Origin of the sequence: Acinetobacter sp. 22323 (genome assembly GCF_052044895.1) — a bacterium.
In the GTDB taxonomy this organism is placed as follows: Bacteria; Pseudomonadota; Gammaproteobacteria; order Pseudomonadales; family Moraxellaceae; genus Acinetobacter; species Acinetobacter schindleri.
This window is the reverse complement of the sequence record NZ_JBQEOL010000013.1, coordinates 23,905-45,505: the sequence shown is the minus strand read 5'-3', so window position 1 is coordinate 45,505 and position 21,601 is coordinate 23,905. Positions and strand designations below refer to the sequence as shown.

Here is a 21,601-nt window from a genome sequence, read left to right as displayed (position 1 = left end):
GAGAAGGAAAAAGTAACAAAACATTTTTTCTGCGACAGGAGAAAGCCAAAACTTAGGTATTATTGAATTAATTATTTGATTTAATTTATAAAAAATTTAAATATAAGCCTGTTTCACGTGAAACAGTCCGAGATAATTGTTTGTTGCAGTATGTGTAAACCTCACCTTATTAAAATGAAAAATGCTAAAAAAGGTTGGGGTGATCTTTAACTAGTTGCGACCTCGAATTTTAAGGATAGATTCAAGATTCTGAGTACCCATGAAAACAAAAAATCAGGTCAAGTACAGATCAGACCGTTGAAGTTAAAGATTGTTGCAAATATGACAAGCACAATCCTGAAAGTAGCACTCTTTTTACCGATCTGAATTGCTATGATCTTTTGACCCAGCCGAGTGAGCCAGAACATGTCGAATAATAATGATATCGAACTTTTCAATTCAGATGATTGCACAAAATACGTCAATCAGTTCATTGCAGAATTTCCATTACGCCGTGCTGAAATTGGTCAGGGAACAGTGATCAAGCGTGCGTTACCAAGCCGGCATAAACGGATGATCGGGGCATGGTGTTTTCTGGATCATGCTGGACCTGCTCATTTCCCGCAGGGAGACGGCCTGGATGTAGGACCACATCCACATATTGGTCTGCAGACTTTTACCTGGATGATCGAAGGTACCATGATGCATCGTGACAGTCTAGGCAGTGCGCAGTTACTACGTCCACGTCAGGTCAATCTGATGACGGCTGGTTATGGCATTTCCCATTCTGAAGTTGCACCTGAAACAGAAACCAAGATGCATGCCGCACAGCTCTGGATCGCTTTGCCAGATGATATGGTCAATATGGCACCCGCGTTTGATCATTATCCGGAATTGCCTGTGGTTGAGGATCAAGGCATTGAGTTCACGGTACTGGTCGGGGAATATCTTAAGGCAATATCACCAGTGAAGGTACATAGTGAACTGCTCGGGGTGGATCTGTATGCAGCAGACAGTACCCAGGCAGTATTACCGCTTCATCCGAAATTTGAATATGGTTTTCTGGCACTGGAAGGGACGGCCAGTATCAACGCACATGAACTGACTGAAGATAATATGGTGATTCTGGAACCGGGGCTGGATCGGGTAAATATCGAGATTCATGCCGGAAGCCGTGTACTGTTGCTGGGGGGCGAACCTTTTGAAAGCCCGATTTTACTATGGTGGAACTTTGTTGGCCGCACGACTGAAGAATTGAAAATGGCACGTGAGCAATGGATTGCAGAGCATGAACGATTTGGCTCGATTCCTGCCTACGAGGGACCACGACTTGAAGCCCCTGCTTTCCCGGGCCATATGCGTCCTTCAAAATAAATGGATCATCAATAAAATAAGGAAGAAGAAATGGCCATGCTTGCAAGTGCTCGTGTACATAGTCTGGAAACACCATGGCAGGGACAGATCAGTCATGGCAATCACCAATATCTGACAGATAAGCCGGAAGCTTTTGGTGGTCAGGATCGTGGTCCCGCACCTTATGATTTTCTGCTGGCAGGCTTGATTTCCTGCACCATGATTAGCTTGCGTATGTATGCCAGCCATAAAGATCTGGAGCTGGGGGAGTTTCAGGTTGAAGCCGATTTCTTTGCCAATCGGGAAGGGCAGGAATGGATTGAACGACGTTTAAGTTTTCAAAATCCGTTAGATGAAACATTGCGGCTAAAAATTCTGGAAATTTGTCAAAAAACGCCAGTGACCAAAACTTTGCTACGGAGTCTGGAAATTCGAACTACATTACTTTGATCTCGCTATATGTAAAGAAGGCTGATTGAAATGTAATATAATTCGTAAAGCATTTCACCGAAACCAGACACTTTTTGTTATGCTAAAGCGGCAATAACACGACAATAACAAAAGAGTCTAACATGCGTATCCTACACCATCTTGAGCAGTCCCGATCGTTCCGTATTTTATGGGCATTGGAAGAATTGGGGCTAGATTATGAAATCAAGTTCCATAAACGGCTGCCTAACTTTTCTGCCCCTTCAGAGTTGAAGATGATCCATCCATTGGGGAAGGCGCCGATCCTGATTGATGGTGATCAGGTGCTGGTAGAATCTGCGGTAATCTTACAATATTTGCAGGAAACTTATGATGTGGGTATGGAGTTTCAGCCGCTCAATTCTACTACCAAACAGCAGTACCGGTACTGGATGCATTATGCCGAAGGCTCACTGATGCCGTTACTGGTTATGCATCTGGTCATTAATTCCGTTGAGAAGCACACACCATTTTTGCTGCGTCCTATGGCGCGACAGATTACCAGTGGAATTAAAAGTAAATTTGTACAGCCGCGTCTTAAAGATCATATTCAATATCTGGAAGACTACCTGAGCGAGCATGAATATTTTGCCGGTCGATTTAGTTTTGCTGATATTCAGATGAGTTTCCCATTAGATGCCATTCAGACCCGTACGGGTAAACGTTATCCGGCGATTGAAGCCTATCTGGAACGCTTATCTCATCGTCCTGCCTATTTCCGGGCCATGTCCAAAGAAGAAGTATTGAGTTAACAAGCCATTAAAAATAAAGGTGCCAAAAGGCACCTTTTTATGGGGATAAGGTTTCAATCAGTCCGGAAAGCTCAAGCGTTCTTTCGGGAAAATCACTTTAAAAGTAGAGCCCTGATTTTCACGAGAATCAATTTTTAGCTGTGCCTGATGCTGCATCAGTACATGTTTTACAATCGCGAGTCCAAGACCTGTACCGCCAGTACGTCGGCTACGGTCAGAATCGACGCGATAGAACCGTTCAGTCAGACGCGGTACGTGTTTCGGGTCAATCCCGATCCCGGTATCTTCTACCACAAAGTAAGCCGATTCACCATCATCATGCCAGCCCATGGTGACCGTACCGCCTTTTGGCGTGTATTTAATCGCATTGGTGATCAGGTTGCTGAAAGCACTAGCAATTTCCATATCGGAACCAATCAGATCACAATGACTGTCAATATCCAGGTTCAGCGTATGACCATAATCCACGTTATAGGCCTGAGCATCATCAAATAGCTGGTTCATCAGATTGGGCATGTCGATAATCTGATTCTTGGCAATATTTTCGTCATTTTCCAGACGAGACAATAGTAACAAGTCATTGACCAAGGCATTCATACGCCGGGTCTGGGATTGCATCTGGTCAAAGGCGCGTTTCCAGCGTGGACTGATATCTTCCTGATCGGTAAAGGTTTCGATATAGCCGCTGAGCACCGTTAAAGGCGTACGTAACTCATGCGAGATGTTATCGACAAAGTCTTTGCGCATCTGCTCCAGATTATGCATCCGGGTCACATCATAAGCGACCAAGAGACGGCTTTCACCCCCAAAGCGGGTCATCTTGATCTGTACATAATGGTCTTCAAAGATCGAAGATTGCATCTTGAGACCGTCAGGTGCATCATCAATATGATGATAATAATCAACGAAATTTGGCTGAGAGAGTAAACTCAGAATATTACGGCTTTTATCTTCAGCACTGATGCCGAGCAGACGTTCAGCTGCGGGATTCCACCATTCAATCTGCTGATTTTCATCGATCAGTACCACGGCTTCCTGTAGCGCGCCTAGAGAAGACTGGGCACGATCAATCAGCTCGACCATTTCTGCCTGTACAATGCGTTCCTGACGCTGGGCCTGATAGACATTAAAGAGCAGGGCACCCCAGATGCCATTGATCTTGGGTGGTACGTCATAAGGACGATTGGAAATCCAGTCATTGACCAAATATAGGGAACGGATTTGTGTGACAAAGAATGCTACAAAAGCCAGTACGATACAGACCCAGAAATACCCGATCCCGAAACCAATCAGGCTGCCGATCAACAGGAAGAAGGCCAGAAGGCGTAAATCCTGCTTGGCAAAGTCCCATAAGCTATTGGAGCTTGGCAGTTTATGCCCACGGGCCATTTCAGGAACAGGGTAGGGTTTATACATAAAGCAGGATTTACCTAAGTCAAATTAGCCGAGTGCGACATCAATACGGGTCGAAAAGCGATAGCCGGTTCCGCGTACAGTCTGTACAAAACGGTCGGCGCCATATGGCTCTAGTACTTTGCGCAGGCGTCGGATATGCACGTCAATGGTTCGGTCTTCAATATACACATTGCCACCCCATACCTGATCCAGGAGCTGGGCACGGGTATAGGCACGTTCTGGATGGGTCATGAAGAAGGCCAGCAGGCGGTATTCAGTCGGCCCCATATCCAGAATAGTATCATTAAAGCTGACACGCTGGCTTGCAGGATCGAGTAACAGGCCATTGGCTTCAATACTTTTTTCACCATTCAGGCTATTGGTACGGCGCAGTACGGCTTTGATACGGGATACCAGTTCACGGGTAGAAAATGGCTTGGTCATGTAGTCATCTGCACCGGCATCCAGACCTTGAACCTTATGATCTTCTTCGCCTCGTGCAGTGAGCATAATGACTGGAATTTCTAACAGGGTTTCATCGCGTTTCAGGCGACGGCATAAGTCTACACCGCTCACTCCACCGGGCATCATCCAGTCCAGCAGGATCAAGGCTGGACGCTGATCCACAATCATTTGATGAGCCTGTTTGGCATCTTCTGCTTCTAAACAATTGAAGCCAGCCATATCCAGTGCCGTATGGATCATTTCCCGAATTGGAAGCTCATCATCGACGATTAAAATGTAGTCATCTTTCACAGCGCATTTCCTATAAGTCAACGGTGGACCGTTTTATATTTATGACGAGCCTATTACAAAGATTAATTATGACAGTATCATTGCAGAAAGGGATATTTGCCCTGCTTTCGCAAAGATTTGTGACAATTTAAGTGACTTGATAGAGGAAAAATATCTGTAATAACAATTGATTGAAAAATAGAAAATAAATTAAGAAATAATTGCGCTAAATATTATTTCTTATCTGAAAAAGATTCAAAAAGTGCCAAAAATACAATACTGCATGAGGACAGAACCTCCTCCATGGACTGTTTAAAACCGCTCATGACCCAGCGAATGGAAATCTGGGTGACATAACCATTTAAGCCCGTGGATACCAGAGAAATTTCCTGTTCAGAACGGCTCAGGTTCGGCATCATCAGCATGACAAAGGCCTGAATCATGCGGTCAAAACGGCCCATGGTTTCGTGAATGGTAGCCTGATTATGCAGTTCCTGGACCAGCATGGCATCGATATAAATAATCCGGGCCATACGTGGATTATCACGCAATGTAGTGAGCAGGGCAGTCAGACCAGCTTCGATCATCTTTTTAGGATCAGAGGAAGCCTGCATCATGGCTTGCATGACATTTTGCTGCAATTCATCGATCAGTTTTAGAAAAATAGTTTGAAACAGATGCTCACTTTTCTTAAATGATTCATAGAAATAGCGTTCGGTCAGTTTGGCTTCAGTACAGATATCTTTGACGGTTACAGAAAAAAAGCCATGCGTGCCATACGCTTGAATACCCGCTTCAATCAGCTTTTCCCGGCGTGCCTGCTGGCGTTCAGCCATAGACAGTCCCTTAAACTGACGTTCCTTTGTCATCGTTTTTTGTTGTTTTTCCACAGGAATTGCCGAATTGGTCATAGAATGATTAAGCTCATAAGCACCGAAATTTTGAATATCTTACCAATAAATTGCATTTAGACCTATGTTCTTGATCACCAACCTAGATTGTCCTGAACAGATAAGTCATCATGATTGACAATGAGTATTGTCAAAACTATATTGAAGAGAATTGCTGCATGAAGCACGACAGAACAAGAAATACTGTCTGAGCAGGCAGTTTCATCAATAAGGGAAACTTATGAAAAATTTTAATAATAAAGTTGCAGCGATTACCGGTGCAGGTTCGGGTATTGGTCAGCAGTTGGCTGTACTTTTGGCGAAACAAGGCTGTCATCTGGCATTAAGTGATGTGAATGAACAAGGTTTACTTAAAACACTTGAGCTGATTAAAGACACGGGCGTGCGTGCCACCCTCGACAAGGTCAACGTTGCCAATTTGGAAGAAGTCCGTGCGTGGGCTGAAAAAGTCGAGCAGGATCATGGCAGTATCAACATGATCTTCAATAATGCTGGGGTCGCTTTGGGGTCAACAGTGGAAGGCGCATCTTATGACGAACTCGAGTGGATTGTCGGGATCAACTTCTGGGGTGTGGTGTACGGAACCAAAGAATTCTTGCCACGCATTAAAAAGACCGGCGATGGTCATGTGGTGAATATTTCGAGTTTATTTGGACTGACTGCGCAGCCAACCCAGTCTGCCTACAATGCCACCAAGTTTGCGGTGCGTGGTTTTACTGAGTCTTTACGTCAAGAACTGGATATTGAAAATTGTGGTGTAAGCGCGCTCTGCGTGCATCCGGGGGGAATTCGTACCAATATTGCCAATGCCGCAAAAATGAATGACAGCCTCAGGGCTTTAGGGATGAGCCCTGAAAAGTCTGCGCGTAGCTTCAATAAATTATTGCGTTGTCCGCCTGAAGAAGCAGCGCGTCAGATTTTAGAGGCTGTTCAAAAAGACAAACGCCGTTTATTGATTGGTAACGATGCCAAAGCGATCGATTTAATCCAACGTATTTTACCAACGGGGTATCAGAAGGTCACAGCTTTTGCCACTAAGTTAGGTAAATCTAAGAAATCAGCTTAAATTATTAAAAGTTATGAAATTAAAGTCCGCTTCTGCGGACTTTTTATATTTAAATTTAAGAAATGAAAGACTAGCAATAATTTTTCTTTCTCTCCTCCACAGAAAATAAAATAGTAATTCAAACTAATCTTTTTTATAAAGGCTAATCTAAAAGGCTATAGCCGTATTGGGTTGAGTCACTAGATACTGGTTTACTGGACGTTTCAGACCCAGATTTTCACGCAGAGTGCTGCCTTCATATTCAGTCCGGAACAGGCCACGGCGTTGCAGCTCCGGTACAATGAAATTGACGAAGTCATCCAGGCCGGCAGGCGTTGTTGGTGGTAACACATTGAAGCCGCCTGCAGCTTCATTTTCGAACCATTCCTGTAACTGATCGACCACCTGTTCAGGTGTACCAATCAATGTCCAGTGACCATGGGCAAAAGCAATATATTCGTATAACTGACGAATACTAAAGTGATGCTTCGCTGTAATCTCAAGCATCATTTGCTGACGACTGGACTTGATCTCCATATTTTCTCTAGGGAAAGGTGCATCCAGATCATAGTGTGAAAGATCAATATCGCCGGCTAAACCTGAAAGTAAGCCCAGGCCGACATCCGGGTGGATCAGGCTATTGAGCAATGCATATTTTTCTTTAGCTTCCTGTTCGGTCTTGGCGACAAATACCGATACGCCTGGCCTCACTTTTAAGTCACCGCATGACGACCATATTTAGCTAAGCGGCCTTTAACATCACGGTAGAAAGCCTGTGCATCCGTGAAACTTTGTTGGGCTGTGAAAATCACTTCGGTATATTTCGCTGCCAGTTCACGCCCATCTTCAGACTGACCTGCCTGCACATTCACCGAATAGCCTTGTGGTGGACGAGAGACATTCAGTGCGCCTTGGACATTAAAATATTTTCCTTGAGGAAGCGGTTCATGCTGTTTAGCGGCCTCAAAAAAATGACCACTTTCTTTATCGTAGAGGAAGGCATCATCTTCTCAGGAATCTCAGAGTTTCTGCACGACTTCAATAAATTTATCCGCACGTTCATAACGGACTTTGGCATCTGGATGTGGACTAAAACCAAAGTTACGCGCAGTTTCAGCAGAGATAGTCGTCACCACATTCCATGCAGCACGACCCCTACTATATGGTCTAAAGAGGCATATTTACGTGCTAATAGATAGGGTTCTTCATAGGTGGTCGATGCAGTGGCAATAAAGCCAATATTTTTGGTGACTGCTGAAATAGCCGCAAATAAGGTCAAGGGTTCAAACCCAACAACTTTGTCACTATAACCTACATTTTTATTATGCTTAGAAGCGCCATGACTCCAATTAACAGCCAAACCATCGGCAAGAAAATAAGCATCAAACAGGCCACGTTCAGCAGTCTTTGCTAGTTCAATTGCATAATCAAGGCTTAAATGATCTTGGGGCCGGGACGCTGGATGCCGCCAACCAGCTGCATGTTGCGATGTCGTTGGAATGAAGGCACCCAGTTTAATTTGTCGTTGGGCCATGCTGAAATCCTGTATTTCAACAGGTATATAATAAGGAATAATCGAGTTTAAAAATACGATAAAATTAAATCCTTATAATGAATATGGAATAGGCATAAGGACGAGATGTATTTACTTTAAAAATAGATAAGTTTTAAATTTATACATACTTAAGCTACTGTTAAATTAGCGCTTCAATGGTTTTCTTTTTCCAGACAAACTGGTAATACAAGCCTTGCATGATGCACAGGCAGACAAAAGCCAAGGCATACCCATACCAGATGCCTTGCAGCCCCCACCAATGGCTGAATAGATAAGCTGCCGGAACTTCAATTGCGATGATGGCGATAATATTGATAATCATCGGTACGGTCACTGTACCGCTGGCTCGCATAATCGAAGCAAAAATCGCACTGGCGCCAAAGAACAGAATTGACCAAAGCACGATAAATAGCAGCTGTTGACCCAACACCACCACTTGCGGATCAGTAATAAACAGAGCCATCAGATATTTCGAGAACAGATAGGCTAACACCACCAGACTACCGGTAAACAGGATATTCATACTCAGGGCGGTGCGCGTCACTTTATTGAGTAAGTCATTTTCACCAGCACCAATCGCTTGGGCACCAAAAACTGAAGCAGCAATCGCGATGGAAAGTGCTGGGAACTGGATATAATTCAGCACCTGATTTACTGCACCATAAGCTGCTGTAGCTTCCGCACCATAACGGTTGACCAGACCGACAATCACCAAACCTGCAGCTGAAGTAGTAATCATCTGAACACCGGTAGGAATACCCAAGCGCAGAATAATTTTGCTTAAGCCGGGATGATGACGGATATGCTTCAGCAAAGCCCAATCTAGTTTAAGTGGATGTTGTTTATAATTTAAATATAGGGCTAAAAATAACAGGACTGCTATATTACCAAGAATAGTTGCAATAGCAGGCGAGATAATTCCCATTTTCGGGAAACCGAAATAACCGGCAATCAGAACAGGTGTCACTACCAGACCGACTCCAATCGTCAGGGCTGAGGCAAATAAGGCCGTCGTGCTGTCACCCACACCACGCAAAATTGAAGTATAAATAATATAGATAAAAATCAGCGGGCTACCCGCAAGCATCCATTGCACATAAGGCAGAGACAGATGCATCACATCAGGATCGGTTCCAAGCAGTAGCAGGATCTTCTCTGCAAAAATCACCCCAAAAAATGCAATCAGGCTACCGCCAATTAGGGTCATAAACAGGGTAGAACCAATAACACAGCGGACTTTTTCCAGATTTTTTGCTCCCCAAGCCTGTCCTACTAAAACGGTTGAACCTGCGGACAAGCCAATTACAAAAGCCATCAAGCAGAACAGAATTGGGAAAAAAACCGCAACTGCAGCAATGGCATGTACGCCCAGCATTTGCCCCACAAAAATCGTATTAATCGTGCCGGACAAACTTTGCAGGATATTGGTCACAACCAGCGGCAACAGGAAAATAAAAAATGTTTTCCATAGATTTTGCTGCTGAACCAATGCTTGCTGTGCCATAAGACATCCTGTTCTTGATTATTAGAAAGGGAGAAAAAAATAATTATCGGAAATTTGCAGAAAAATAGCCTTAGCTTTTAGGTAACTAAGGCTGAAGCTATGTAAGTCTTTAAATGCTAATCTAAGATATTTGAATCAAACTTTGGAAAGAATTTCGCCCGCTTGCAGCAAGGTTTGTTCTTTTTTGGCAAAACAGAAACGCAGCAAACGTAAATCTTTTGGTGGCTGTTTATAAAATACTGATACTGGAATCGCCACGATCCCATGTTGATGGGCTAGATACTGACACATAGCAACATCCTCTAAATCTGGTCGAATTTCGCTGTAATCCAGATTCTGGAAGTAAGTCCCCTGTGATGATGTCCACTGAAAACGTGAATTCTGAATGGATGAATTAAACAAATCCCGTTTGGCCTGATAGAAGGTCGACAGCTGGGGAATATGCTCAGGATGCTGTTGTAAATATTCGGCCAGTGCCACTTGTACAGGTGTTACACCACAAAAGCTGGCAAATTGGTATACCTGACGGAACAATTTCATTAAGGCCGGGGTAGCTACACAGAAGCCGGTTTTCCAGCCGGTGACATGGAAGGTTTTGCCAAAGGAACCAATCACAAAACTGCGTTCACGTAATTCCGGGAAGGAAAGTGCTGAATAATGTTGTACATCATCAAAGACCAGATGTTCATAAACTTCATCAGAGAGCACCACAATATTGCGTTCACGGATCAGTTCAATCAGCTGTTGCCAATCCGCTTTAGACCAGACACTTCCAGTAGGATTATGCGGGGTATTTACAATAATCATGCGGGTGCGATCATTAATCGCATCCTTGACCTGGTTCCAGTTCACTGAAAAATCCGGATGCTGGAGTGCGAGATGAATCGGTTTAGCACCTAAAACCTGTACCGTCGGCGCATAACTGTCATAACTCGGGTCAAAAATAATGACTTCTTCACCTGCACGCACTACAGCCTGAATTGCGCAGAAGATTGCAATCGTTGCGCCAGGTGTAATGGTAATTTCCTGAGCGGGATCTAGTGATAATTGATCACGCTGTAAATATAAATCAGCGACCAAAGAGCGTAATAACGGTAAACCATCTCCAGGTGCATACTGGTTAAAACCGGATGTGCTTGCTCGTCCTAAAGCTTCAATCAAATCGGGTGGTGCAGGGAAATCGGGAAAACCCTGTGAAAGATTCAGTGCCCCGAGTTGCTGAGCAAGGGCAGACATGGTACTGAAAATCGTCACGCCCAAGTCGGGCAGTTTGGACTGGAGATCAAGCATGTCACAACGCTCTTTTGATTGATATAAGCATAAAGTGTAGCAGTAACGATTCTGCTCTGTGAGCACAAATAACAGAAATCATTAGTCATTTTGTCAATAAAACATTAAAAGATTAAAACCTCAATGAAAGAGCTGATGAGTAATAAATTAATGGTTAAATCATGTGAAATAAGAAGCATGATGGACGTATAGGGGGCAATTTTCATAAAATCAGCTGCATAATACTCCTTAAAAATAACTATAAGATGCTAAACAATATTCATACCATCCTTGAGACTCTTGGGCTTAATCTGCAAAAACGAGCCCTACATATCCAGTTTTCTAATCAGGTTTTAAATACACAGGTTTTTATTCAGCGCATTGAAGGTCATCATCAGATTAATGAGGGTTTACAGGCAGAACTGATCTGCCTTTCAACCAATGCAAATCTCGCTTTAAAACAATTTATTGGCTGTCAGGTTGCAGTTGATCAGGTGACTGACTGTGGAGAATTATTTCGAACGACAGGTCTGATTACAGCGGCAAGCCAGGGACAAAGCGACGGAGCTTTGACGCTGTATAAACTGACCCTGCAAGATGCAACTTCCTTATGGCATAAACGCCGCAATAGCCGAGTGTTTATGAATAAAAGCGTTCGGGATATTAGTGAAATTTTATTTAAAGAATGGCAGGCTCGCAGCTCCTTATTTGCAGCACGATTGAGCCTGGATGTTTCTGCCTTGTCACGGGACTACGATGTTCGACCTTTTGTGATGCAGTCCAATGAAACGGATTATGAGTTTCTGACCCGCTTATGGCGTAGTGAAGGCGTTAACTGGCTGATCGATGAAAAGGAAATCATGGTCCCCGTTTCAGCTCAGACCATTCAGCCACAAATTCTACGTTTGATTGATGACCAGCCGCATTTTCAGGCTTTAAAGCGCCGTAGTATCCGTTTTCATCGTAGCCATGCCACCGAACCTTTTGACACGATTACTGGTCTATTGGCAGAGCGTTCTTTAAATCCAACCTTAGTACAAACCCAGCGCTGGCACGCGGATCAGCTGGCTCAGAATGAAAGTCAGCTACTGCTCAGTAGCCATCAGCATAGCGAAGTACAGGATAATCAAAGCCTGAATCTTGAAGATGTCTGGACCATTAGCCCGGCCTGGATCAGCGACCTGAATGGAGAAGATCAAATGACTTCAGCCAGTTCTGCTCAACTGGATCAACTCAGCCAGCAGCTAAACCAGTCCCATGCCTTGCAGTCTAAATATTTTAAGGCCAGTAGTAGTGTGCGTGATGTACAAGTTGGGTACTGGTTTGAATTACATGATCATCCTGAAATAGATCAACATCCAGCCAATGAACGTGAATTTTTAATTTTGGGCAAACACTTCTATAACCAGAATAATTTACCTAAAGATATTTTGCTGCAGCTGGATCACTTAATACAGTCCAGTCACTGGAAAGTATTAGATGATGAAAGACAGAGTAATGAATTGTATTTGGTTCGTCGTCATATTCCTGTCGTACCTGAATATCATCCATTACAGCATCGGCCTATGGCCCATCCACAACGAGCGAAAGTAGTTGGACCTGAGGGTGAAACTATTTACGTGGATGAATGGGGGCGGGTCAAGGTTCGTTTCCTGTTTACCCGCAGTGATGACCATCAACATGATGGTGGCGCTGGTGCCAATGATAATGATAGCGACTCGGCTTGGGTAGATGTGTTGGCACCGTGGGCAGGTGAAGGCTATGGAGCAAGATTCCATCCACGTATCGGGGAAATCGTCGTCATTGATTTCTTTGAGGGAGATGTCGACCGGCCATTTGTGGTGGGTCGTATTCATGAAGCTGAACGGCATCAGACGATGTTTGATGTCAAAGGCAAACTGCCATTAACCAAAAAACTGAGCGGTATCCGCTCTCAGGAAGTAAATGGGGAAGGTTTTAACCAGCTTCGTTTTGATGATACGACCGGACAGATTAGTGTACAGCTACAAAGTAGTCATGGGGCTAGCCAACTAAATTTAGGAAATTTAAGCCACCCTAAAGAAGATGAAGTGAGTGATGGGCGTGGTGAAGGATTTGAGCTTAGGACGGATCAGTGGGGAGCAGTGAGGGCGGGGGCTGGCCTGCTACTTTCAACGCATAAACAGGAAAATGCTAATGCCAACCACTTAAATAGTAGCCCGTCTAAAAGCCAGCTCGAATCAAGTTTAAATAATAGTAAGGCCTTAAGTGACGTTGCTAAAAACCAGCAAACTGATCCTTTAGAGGCACTTGATCATCTGACAAATTTTCTGAACCAAATTGAACAGCAGGATCAAAGTACGGCTGAAACCTTTAAACAGGCGCTAATGGTACTTTGTGCACCCAATTCGATTGCACTTTCAACGAATGAAGATTTGCATTTATCAGCCGATAAACAGATTAACCACAGTGCCGCGGATAGCATCAATTTTTCAACCCAGAAATCTTTAATTGCCCATGCTCAGGACAGGATTAGCCTATTTGCAGCGCAAAAAGGATTCAGAGCCATTGCGGCAAAAGGCAAAATTGAGCTTCAAGCACAAGATGATGCAATTGAAGCTATTGCTCGCAAACAAATCAAAATTATTTCGACTGAAGATCAGATTGAAATTATAAGTCCTAAAGAAATTGTACTGACTGCGGGCGGATCTCAGTTAAAGATTAATGGACAGGGAGTATTTAGTACTACAAGTGGGAAGTTTGAGTGTAGAGCAGGGCAGCATATATTTAAAGAAGGAGCCAAAACTATTTATGAGATTCCTGAATTGCCTAAATCTGGACCATACGCTGTAGATTTTTTATTTAATAGTTTAGGTGGTAGTGGAATTGAAGGTGCTGAAGTAACTATGTTCATACCTGAAAATAAGGAAATTTTATGGGAAGGTAAAACTGATTCTAATGGTAAAACGCAATTATCTATTTCTCAAGAATGGGTTGCTTATGAAGCATTAGTAGGGTTTAAGCAATGGTCAAATATCTTTGAAGATTTAGATACTAAAGATTTAGAAGATGAATTTGATGTGGGTGAGCATGGAATTCAGATTGAAGACATTCAATAATTATAAAGGTGTTCTCTGTGAATTATTATATTGTAAAAAAAGGAGATACATTGTGGGGTATCTCAAAAAAATTTAATATTACAGTACAAAAATTAGCTAAAATTAATAAGTTGAATAGTTCTTCTATTCATAAAATACAAGTAGGTCAAAAAATATATATTGATGAGATCAATGAGATTGAAGCTGAATTGATTTTAAAAATTATATTATTAGATTTATCTTTTAAACCTATTTCAAAAGGAATTGTAAAACTAGAATATGATGGTAAATCAAAAGAAATAAATTTTAAAGATGGTGTAATTAATGATATTGAAATCTTAGATCATTCAAAAGGTTTAAAAGTTTATTACAAAAATATAAAAAGTAATTTTGATTTAATAGCTAATCATAAAACTTTACCAATAGGGAAAAAAGTTTTAAGGCTGACTTCAAGGCAAATGAAAGTCTCCGGCAATCACTATCCTCAATCGGGTATAGTTCAACAGACAATAAAGGAAATCAAAAAATCCTTAAAAAATTTAGCAGATCCTATCGTAAAAGGGATAAATGAAAAAATAGATACTAGTCAACCATCTATAATTTTACCTGAGCCAGTAAATAGTCAAAAAAGGACTGATTCAGGTAATAGTACCCATATAATTGCAAGCCAATTTACAGAAGAGAACTTCATACTCAATACAGTAAATAATAAATATAGAAAATTTGTTATAGATGCTTCGAAACGTCATGGATTTACTCCACATAGTTTAGCAGCTTTAATTCACGCTGAAGCTGCAAAAAAAAGTAATGGGGAATGGGATTCCAAAAGTTTTAATACCACTACAAATGCCGCAGGATTAACACAATTTCTTAAAGGTACTTGGCTTGAACTTTGTAAAAACCAAGAATCTTTAATAGGGCAATATGCTTCAAAAAATAAATATCTTACTGAGGAGCAACTTTTAAATCTTAGATTCAACTCTGAGTTTTCGATTGATGCAGCAGCTGCTTATGCAATTATAAATTTTAAATGGTCAAAACTACCTTATCAAAAATTAACAGAGCCGAGCTCAATAGCTAAATTTGCTTATCTATTACATCATGAAGGAGCTGGAGGTGCGAGGTCATTCATAAACAATAGTTTTTCCCCAGAAAGAGCAAAAATGTTATTGCTTGCACAATTTGGAAATAAGGGTAAACAAAATGCTTTAGATTATTTGAAAAGATATAACAACGATGCAAAAGTTGCTTATGGAATATGGCTAAGAGCATACATCGATGCACATATTAATATTTATGATTATGTATTGGATAAATCTAAAACTTCTGGAATAAATTTATCTTTAGATGAAACAATTAAAATTTTATTGGGGCAAACTTCTTCACCAACACCAACACCAACACCAACACCAACACCAACACCAACACCAACACCAACACCAACACCAACACCAACACCAACACCAACACCAACACCAAGTATCGAAATACAAGAAAATAAAATTGTTGGAGGCAGTGGAATGTGGGTAGATCCTTTAGCAATAAACCAGTTAAGAGTTGCTGGTCTAGCTAATGTAAAAAGTGCTACTTTCGGGAAAGTTAGAAATGGAGGTACTAGAAACCATCAAGGTATAGATTTAGCTGCTGATTCCGGTACAAATATTTTTGCGGTATGTAGTGGAGTTATTGCTATTGCAACAGATAGTGGAAAGGCATATGGGAAAATTATAGTATTAGAAGTAAACATTGATGACTTGCCTGAAAAGCAAAAAACTTATGCATCAAGAAATATTACAAACAGCCGTTCAATTTATTTTTTTTATGCACATCTATCTACCATAGATGTTGAAAAAGGAGATGTTGTTGATGCTAAGACAATTTTAGGTAAAACGGGTTCTACTGGAAATGCTAGGGGAATGACTACTATATCAAAAGGGGGACATTTGCATTTCGAGGCAAGGAGTTCAGCATTGCTCGGTACAGGCTTGCAAGGAAGATTTGACCCTATTCCTTTTTTTATAACCAAATTGATTTAGGCACTTAAAATATGAAAATACTTAAATCTATAGTAATAATTAGCAGTAGCTTCTTTTCACTATCATGTCACGCAAAAAGTGTAGATTGGAATGATTACCAGCAAAGTGCTACCCAAATTAAAGAACCAGTTTTATTTCTGGATCAATTTGGTAGATTCTCTCAATTAAATAAAAATTTAAAATTAAGTTTAGTTGATTATGGGGATAAAAACAAAAAATATTCTGGTGGAGATTACATTCTTAAGAGTTATGGCGTCGAAGTTTTAAATAATCAAAAAAATTATATTTTATATCAAGGTACTGTGCCTTTAAAATCAACTGTAGATTTAAAAATACTTTATCAAGATAAAAAAATAGTTGCCTTTCGGATAAGGGAATTTAGTGAATTAGATTATGTGAAAAGACCTTATAAAAAATTTATATCTAACTTTTTTATATATAATAAGTTGTCAAATTTAGTTATTGAAGCTCCAGTAGTAAATTCTTCATCTACTAATTTAGAAAGTGATTATGGGAGTATATTGGCTGGTGATAATTTTTCTTATATTAAAGAAGAGAAAAAATATTTATATAATGCAAATATTAGAGAAAGTAACAGGAAAATTAATGACTATAAATTGATTTTAGATTCAGATTTAAAGTGCTTAACATTTACTCTAGGGTGTGAAAATATTAATTATAGAAATTTTCTTGAAAAATAATTTTTTAGATTGCTACATTATAGTGAATGTAGCATTCATCGACCTTATATTTTACCCTTCCAAAACCTCTTCCAGCAACTCTTCACTCGGCGCAAAGTAATACGCACCATCCATGGGAGTTACGAAGTGGAGCAAACGGTCATGGATTCCATCGCCAGACGTACCGAACATACGCTCTAACATGGCATCAATAATGTTTAAATCTTTGGTGTAGGCAATGAAGAACAGGCCTTGGTCACCACGACCATCACCATAAGGCAGGGAATGACGTAAAATCTCCATTTCTTCACCTTCCTCGTCTTCAACTACTGTACGAGCAACGTGTGCATTGGCAGGTTTTACATCATCATCGAGCTCAATTGATTCAAGCTTGGTACGACCCATCACTTGCTCTTGAGCATCAACTTTTAGCTTTTTCCATTTTTCCAGATTATGCGCATAACGCTGTGCAAAAATAAATGAACCATCCTGGAAAATACCGGCATCTTCACCGACTAAAGCGACTTCAGCGCGATCATCCGGGAATTGCGGGTTTTCAGTACCATCGATGAAGCCAGTAATATCACGTCCATCAAAATAGCGGAAGCAGACACGTTCATCCAGCACTTCAACTTGATCGCGAATTCCTTCAAAGAAAGCCTGACTTAAAGCAAAGCAGATATCAGCACGTGCGCTAGCAATATGAATCAGTACATCTGCAGGAACAACAGGCATATCAAACGAACCTTGAATCGGCTCGAGTTGTTTAAAGCCTACAGGAGCTTGGTGATAAAGTTTCGCCCACAATTCAGGACCAAAAGCCACGCCTGTTTTAATTTGCGCATTAGGATGTTGAGTAATCAGACGATCACGTGTCGTAAATAATTGCTCTAATTGCTCTTTAAAATCTTCAATGCTGAGATTTTTAAGACGTAAAACAATAAAGCGAGCATGATCTGAAGGTAATGGCAAAATTACAGATTGGGCTGTCATTCATGGCTCCTGTAATAAAAATTCCTGTATTTAATCGAACTATTGTGCCTGAAGCCATACAGGGTGAATAGTATTCAGATTAAATTTTAGCGAGATTTTGATCTGAATATATTTGAAAAGTCATATAATACGTTTCAAGTTTTCTATCGAGCAGATTCATGTCCTATCAAGTTTGGTTTGCCTACATGCTGGCCTGTTGGGTGATTAGCATTTCCCCAGGTGCGGGCGCCATTGCTTCGATGTCGAGTGGCCTGAATTACGGTTTTCGACATGGCTACTGGAATGCTTTAGGCTTGCAGCTGGCTTTACTGGTTCAAATCGCCATTGTCGCTGCCGGGGCAGGGGTACTGTTTGCGACATCACCTTGGGCATTTCTGCTGGTGAAATGGTTCGGTGTGGGCTATCTGCTCTATCTAGCATATTTACAGTGGACTGCGCCGATGCAGTCGATTGAGATTCAGCATGAGTTAACCCGTAAGTCAGCGGGGAAATTGGTGCTGCATGGTTTTCTTGTGAATATGAGTAATCCAAAGGCAATTGTGTTCCTGCTTGCGGTATTGCCACAGTTTCTGGATCTGTCCAAACCTCAGTGGATTCAGTACGTGATTATGGCAGCAACCATGGTCACCATTGATCTGATTGTGATGGCGGGTTATACCGGATTGGCAGCAAAAGTTTTAAGATTATTGACATCAGCAAAGCAACAAAAAATATTAAATCGCAGCTTTGCCGTGCTGTTTGCCTGCGCTGCAACCTTGCTCAGTTTGGTGCATCAGGCTTAAACATAAAGGTGCATCACGCAAAAATAAAAACAATGTGATGTCGCTAGCTTTTGAATATAAAACATAAAAATAATAAAAGAGGTATTCCTATGTCTGGTCAATTCGACTGCGTGTCTATTATTAAAAAACCAACCATCCACGAATATGGCTGTTGTATCAGTCATTGCATTCAGTTGCCGGATGGCACTCAAAAAACTTTAGGTGTGTTCCTGCCGACAGAACAGCCGATCGTGTTTGAAACTGCTGTGGCAGAACGTCTGGAAATTATTTCCGGTGAATGTCTGGTGCAGATCGGTGAGGATGCGCATTATCAGCGTTATGTACCAGGGCAATCTTTCTATGTACCTAAACATAGTCGGTTTAAACTGTTATGCCGGGAAGTTGTGGATTATGTTTGCCATTTTGAATAGGGGGGTGAGCTTACTCAGGTCGAACTTTTAGCTGTTTCAAAAAATCTTGTTCGGTCATCACAATGATGCCGTGTTGTTGCAACAGGGCAGCAGTGACGCCTTGGCCTTGAATTTTTGTTCCAGTAAATGATCCATCATAAATCAGGTCACTGCCACAAGATGGGCTATTGGCTTTGAGGATGGCATGTGTCACTTGAAATCTTCGGGCAAGATCTAAAGCAGCATAGGCACCTTGAATAAAAGTCTCTGAAATATCTGTACCATTTATATCGATAACATGAGCGTGGCGCAGCATTACATCGTGACCATTCCCAGATTGAATCTCGGCAGGCGGGCGGGGGATGGCTAAGCCACCACTGACTTCAGGGTAAAGACTGACATATTGATCAGATAGCAGATGTTGCAACAGTTCCTTGAGCAGACAATCCTGTCCATCGTAACGGACTTTATGACCGAGCAAACAGGCACTAATCAAATAGCGTTTGCTCTGCATGACTTAACTCATTTTCTTAAACTTCTGTATACAGAAGATCAGGGCAAACAGCACTGACATGGTCAGGACAATGGTTAGACCTGTCGAAGTATTGAGGCCTGCACTTGACCAGAGACCAACTGTTACCCCAATCTGAGCAATCACGAAGGCCCAGATCACCATTTGTCTTGGTGAGTTCGCCAGCAAGCGAGCCGTCAGTGCCGGAATGACCAGCAGGGCTCCCATTAGAAGTGAACCTACTGCTCGAAGTGCCAATACGGTGAATAGGGCCAGTAACAACATAAAGATCAGGCGTTGTAATTTGGCATTCACACCTTCGCTGATCGCCATATCAGGATCAATGGCAATTTGGATCTGTGCCTGCCAGCTTTTATAAATCACAGCCAGTGCAACAATAATCACCACAGCAAAAGTGGGTAAATCATTCCAGGAAATCGTCAGCAAATCACCGAACAGATAACTCAGCAGTTCTGGTCTTAAACTCGGTAAATGCTGAATGAACAATAAGCCTGAGCAGAGTAGGGTGGCTGAGCAGAGGGCAAGCAAAGCATCGTTCGGTAAGCGAGGATCATACAGCACCCATAAAATAGCCACCAGCAACAGGGCAATAAAGGTCACACCGATCCACAGCGGTAGACTCATGGCACCAGCAATGGCAACACCCAATAAAGTGCCATGTGCCATGGTATCAGCAAAGAAAGACATACGACGCCACAGCATCAGACAGCCCAGCGGAGCAGTCAAAAATACCAATAGTGTTCCCATGATCCATGCAGGTAAAAGGAGTTGTAACCAGTCCATCATGGCTTAAGCTTCCGGCTCGGGGTGAATATGCGGTCGTGTATCATGCTGACAGGGTGTTGCAGAGTCGCCATGGGCACAGTGATCATGATGATGCTGGTAGAACACCCGATTGGTGCCAAAGATCGCCTGATATTCTGGATGTTGCTGCACACTTTCCGGTAATCCGCTACAGCAAATATGTTTATTCAGACAAACTACACGATGCGTACCTTGCATCACCCATTGCAGGTCATGTGAGACCATTAAAATGGCACAGCCATATTTTTCTGGCAGGCTACGCACATATTCATACAGTTCGGCTTCGGATTGGATATCCAGACCTTGCATGGGTTCATCTAGAACCAGGATATCCGGCTGGCGTAGTAAAGCGCGTGCTAATAATACACGTTGTCGCTCACCGCCAGAAAGCTGTTGAACTTTGGAGTTTTCCAGCTTGGCAATACCGGTATCACGGATGATTTCAGCTTTAATAGCTGAAGGGCATTTCTCGAGAGCCAATAAGTCTTTTACCCGTAGCGGCAAGCTATGCGAAGGATTGAATTTTTGTGGTACATAAGAAAATTTCAGCTTGCGCGCCGTATTAATCTCACCGGATTGCGGTTTCACAATTCCGAGCATAACTTTAATTAAAGTCGACTTGCCGGCACCATTTGGACCAATGAGTGTGACAATCTCTTTCTCCTGCAAAGAGAAGTCAATGGCTTTTAAGATGTCCCGCTGATCGATATTGACCCAAATTTTAGAAAGTTGAATCAGCGGTACGGGAGTTAGGCTTTGTTGCGACACTGCTGACAGATTCCTGAAATCTCAATGATGCTGTGATGAGCACTAAAATCATCTGAGCTTACTAATGCGTCGAGCTGATCCAGTAATCCTTGTGCAGATGCTTCTTTTACGGCTTTACATTCGGTACAAATCAGGAAAGCTGCTTGGTGACCTTCACGTGGATGACAGCATGGAATATAGGCATTAATAGAAGTCAGACGGTGAATAAAGCCTTTTTCTAATAAAAAGTCGAGCGTGCGGTATACTGTGGGTGGTGCCGCAGGACGATCACTATTATTTTTAATCTTGGCCAACAGGTCATAGGCGCCCATGGGACCTGAAGCATTTAAAATCAGTTCGAGGACTTCCTTACGCAAGGGCGTAAGTCGCGCACCAGTTGCTGCACACAGGCTTTCCGCTTCAGCCAGGCGTTGTTCCACGTTCGGATGATCGTGTACGCCGTGCAATGCGTTGTGGTGTTCGTGCGAACAGGAACCCATAGTTCACCTCAAGTGCGAAACTGAAATTAAAAGAATTTTAAATCTTATCATGAAGCGTTGTCAGTTTCGATTAGGCATAGGTATTTTTGCAAATT

General features: G+C 42.1%; 22 protein-coding genes. 9 read left to right on the top strand and 13 right to left on the bottom strand.

Going from position 1 to position 21,601, the window contains the following annotated elements; genetic code table 11:
• The first annotated feature begins 405 nt into the window (after positions 1 to 405).
• The 3 genes from ACTJIX_RS10050 (at position 406) to ACTJIX_RS10040 (ending at position 2,552) form a co-directional block, all read left to right on the top strand.
• Positions 406 to 1,353: a pirin family protein gene (locus tag ACTJIX_RS10050; RefSeq protein ID WP_005220320.1), complete on the top strand. Its 948-nt coding sequence runs from the start codon at positions 406 to 408 to the stop codon at positions 1,351 to 1,353.
• A gap of 30 nt (positions 1,354 to 1,383) precedes the next feature.
• Positions 1,384 to 1,782, top strand: a complete 399-nt coding sequence (locus ACTJIX_RS10045; RefSeq protein ID WP_005220317.1) for an OsmC family protein — start codon at positions 1,384 to 1,386, stop codon at positions 1,780 to 1,782.
• 122 nt (positions 1,783 to 1,904) lie between these two features.
• Positions 1,905 to 2,552 carry a glutathione S-transferase gene (locus ACTJIX_RS10040; RefSeq protein WP_005220314.1) on the top strand — a complete coding sequence of 216 codons (648 nt, stop codon included), beginning with the start codon at positions 1,905 to 1,907 and terminating at the stop codon, positions 2,550 to 2,552.
• Between the two features lie 57 nt (positions 2,553 to 2,609).
• Here the strand turns inward: ACTJIX_RS10040 and phoR are convergent, their stop codons facing one another.
• The 3 genes from phoR to ACTJIX_RS10025 all read right to left on the bottom strand — a co-directional run bounded on the left by phoR (position 2,610) and on the right by ACTJIX_RS10025 (position 5,593).
• The gene (phoR, locus tag ACTJIX_RS10035; RefSeq protein ID WP_005220312.1) at positions 2,610 to 3,968 is read right to left on the bottom strand and encodes a phosphate regulon sensor histidine kinase PhoR; all 1,359 of its coding nucleotides are present in this window, start codon (positions 3,966 to 3,968) and stop codon (positions 2,610 to 2,612) included.
• Positions 3,969 to 3,992: 24 nt separating this feature from the next.
• Positions 3,993 to 4,703: a phosphate regulon transcriptional regulator PhoB gene (gene phoB / locus ACTJIX_RS10030; protein ID WP_005220310.1), complete on the bottom strand. Its 711-nt coding sequence runs from the start codon at positions 4,701 to 4,703 to the stop codon at positions 3,993 to 3,995.
• A gap of 212 nt (positions 4,704 to 4,915) precedes the next feature.
• On the bottom strand, positions 4,916 to 5,593 hold the full coding sequence (locus tag ACTJIX_RS10025; protein ID WP_005220308.1) for a TetR/AcrR family transcriptional regulator: 678 nt from the start codon (positions 5,591 to 5,593) through the stop codon (positions 4,916 to 4,918).
• A 220-nt stretch (positions 5,594 to 5,813) separates the two neighbouring features.
• Between ACTJIX_RS10025 and ACTJIX_RS10020 the strand changes: the two genes are divergently transcribed.
• Positions 5,814 to 6,659: an SDR family NAD(P)-dependent oxidoreductase gene (locus tag ACTJIX_RS10020; RefSeq protein WP_005220306.1), complete on the top strand. Its 846-nt coding sequence runs from the start codon at positions 5,814 to 5,816 to the stop codon at positions 6,657 to 6,659.
• 147 nt (positions 6,660 to 6,806) lie between these two features.
• On the opposite strand, the gene ACTJIX_RS10015 is transcribed toward ACTJIX_RS10020, so the two are convergent.
• The 5 genes from ACTJIX_RS10015 to ACTJIX_RS09995 form a co-directional block, all read right to left on the bottom strand.
• Positions 6,807 to 7,349, bottom strand: coding sequence for a hypothetical protein (locus ACTJIX_RS10015; RefSeq protein WP_005220305.1), 543 nt, complete (start codon positions 7,347 to 7,349; stop codon positions 6,807 to 6,809).
• Between the two features lie 2 nt (positions 7,350 to 7,351).
• The gene (locus ACTJIX_RS10010; RefSeq protein WP_004814218.1) at positions 7,352 to 7,510 is read right to left on the bottom strand and encodes an LLM class flavin-dependent oxidoreductase; all 159 of its coding nucleotides are present in this window, start codon (positions 7,508 to 7,510) and stop codon (positions 7,352 to 7,354) included.
• Between the two features lie 257 nt (positions 7,511 to 7,767).
• Positions 7,768 to 8,172 (bottom strand): LLM class flavin-dependent oxidoreductase, encoded by a 405-nt coding sequence (locus ACTJIX_RS10005; RefSeq protein ID WP_005220300.1) that lies wholly within the window; start codon positions 8,170 to 8,172, stop codon positions 7,768 to 7,770.
• Positions 8,173 to 8,332: 160 nt separating this feature from the next.
• Complete coding sequence (locus tag ACTJIX_RS10000; protein ID WP_005220298.1) at positions 8,333 to 9,697, bottom strand: MATE family efflux transporter; 1,365 nt, start codon at positions 9,695 to 9,697, stop codon at positions 8,333 to 8,335.
• Between the two features lie 135 nt (positions 9,698 to 9,832).
• Entirely contained in the window at positions 9,833 to 10,987 is a 1,155-nt protein-coding gene (locus ACTJIX_RS09995) for a methionine aminotransferase (protein ID WP_305176134.1), read from the bottom strand.
• 245 nt (positions 10,988 to 11,232) lie between these two features.
• On the opposite strand from ACTJIX_RS09995, the gene ACTJIX_RS09990 reads away from it, so the two are divergent.
• From ACTJIX_RS09990 to ACTJIX_RS09980, 3 genes are read left to right on the top strand one after another with little or no spacing between them, the layout of a single operon-like run.
• Entirely contained in the window at positions 11,233 to 14,064 is a 2,832-nt protein-coding gene (locus ACTJIX_RS09990) for a type VI secretion system Vgr family protein (RefSeq protein ID WP_004814226.1), read from the top strand.
• 17 nt (positions 14,065 to 14,081) lie between these two features.
• Complete coding sequence (locus tag ACTJIX_RS09985; protein ID WP_440611417.1) at positions 14,082 to 16,079, top strand: peptidoglycan DD-metalloendopeptidase family protein; 1,998 nt, start codon at positions 14,082 to 14,084, stop codon at positions 16,077 to 16,079.
• Positions 16,080 to 16,090: 11 nt separating this feature from the next.
• On the top strand, positions 16,091 to 16,780 hold the full coding sequence (locus ACTJIX_RS09980; protein ID WP_004814229.1) for a hypothetical protein: 690 nt from the start codon (positions 16,091 to 16,093) through the stop codon (positions 16,778 to 16,780).
• A 51-nt stretch (positions 16,781 to 16,831) separates the two neighbouring features.
• Here the strand turns inward: ACTJIX_RS09980 and ACTJIX_RS09975 are convergent, their stop codons facing one another.
• The gene (locus tag ACTJIX_RS09975) at positions 16,832 to 17,752 is read right to left on the bottom strand and encodes a Dyp-type peroxidase (protein ID WP_305176131.1); all 921 of its coding nucleotides are present in this window, start codon (positions 17,750 to 17,752) and stop codon (positions 16,832 to 16,834) included.
• A 158-nt stretch (positions 17,753 to 17,910) separates the two neighbouring features.
• Here ACTJIX_RS09975 and ACTJIX_RS09970 point away from each other — a divergent pair, with 158 nt between their 5' ends.
• Together ACTJIX_RS09970 and ACTJIX_RS09965 are read left to right on the top strand one after the other, a co-directional pair.
• Positions 17,911 to 18,534: a LysE family transporter gene (locus ACTJIX_RS09970; RefSeq protein ID WP_071320819.1), complete on the top strand. Its 624-nt coding sequence runs from the start codon at positions 17,911 to 17,913 to the stop codon at positions 18,532 to 18,534.
• An 89-nt stretch (positions 18,535 to 18,623) separates the two neighbouring features.
• Positions 18,624 to 18,944, top strand: coding sequence for a pyrimidine/purine nucleoside phosphorylase (locus tag ACTJIX_RS09965; RefSeq protein WP_004895307.1), 321 nt, complete (start codon positions 18,624 to 18,626; stop codon positions 18,942 to 18,944).
• A gap of 10 nt (positions 18,945 to 18,954) precedes the next feature.
• Here the strand turns inward: ACTJIX_RS09965 and ACTJIX_RS09960 are convergent, their stop codons facing one another.
• From ACTJIX_RS09960 to ACTJIX_RS09945, 4 genes are read right to left on the bottom strand one after another with little or no spacing between them, the layout of a single operon-like run.
• Complete coding sequence (locus tag ACTJIX_RS09960; protein ID WP_305176130.1) at positions 18,955 to 19,437, bottom strand: DUF523 domain-containing protein; 483 nt, start codon at positions 19,435 to 19,437, stop codon at positions 18,955 to 18,957.
• Positions 19,438 to 19,440: 3 nt separating this feature from the next.
• Positions 19,441 to 20,241, bottom strand: a complete 801-nt coding sequence (gene znuB, locus ACTJIX_RS09955) for a zinc ABC transporter permease subunit ZnuB (protein WP_076754633.1) — start codon at positions 20,239 to 20,241, stop codon at positions 19,441 to 19,443.
• 3 nt (positions 20,242 to 20,244) lie between these two features.
• The gene (gene znuC, locus ACTJIX_RS09950; protein ID WP_004814240.1) at positions 20,245 to 21,027 is read right to left on the bottom strand and encodes a zinc ABC transporter ATP-binding protein ZnuC; all 783 of its coding nucleotides are present in this window, start codon (positions 21,025 to 21,027) and stop codon (positions 20,245 to 20,247) included.
• A complete protein-coding gene (locus ACTJIX_RS09945; protein WP_076754629.1) occupies positions 21,009 to 21,506 on the bottom strand; it encodes a transcriptional repressor in 498 nt (165 codons plus the stop codon). The genes znuC and ACTJIX_RS09945 overlap by 19 nt, the downstream gene beginning before the upstream one ends.
• Positions 21,507 to 21,601 lie beyond the last annotated feature (95 nt).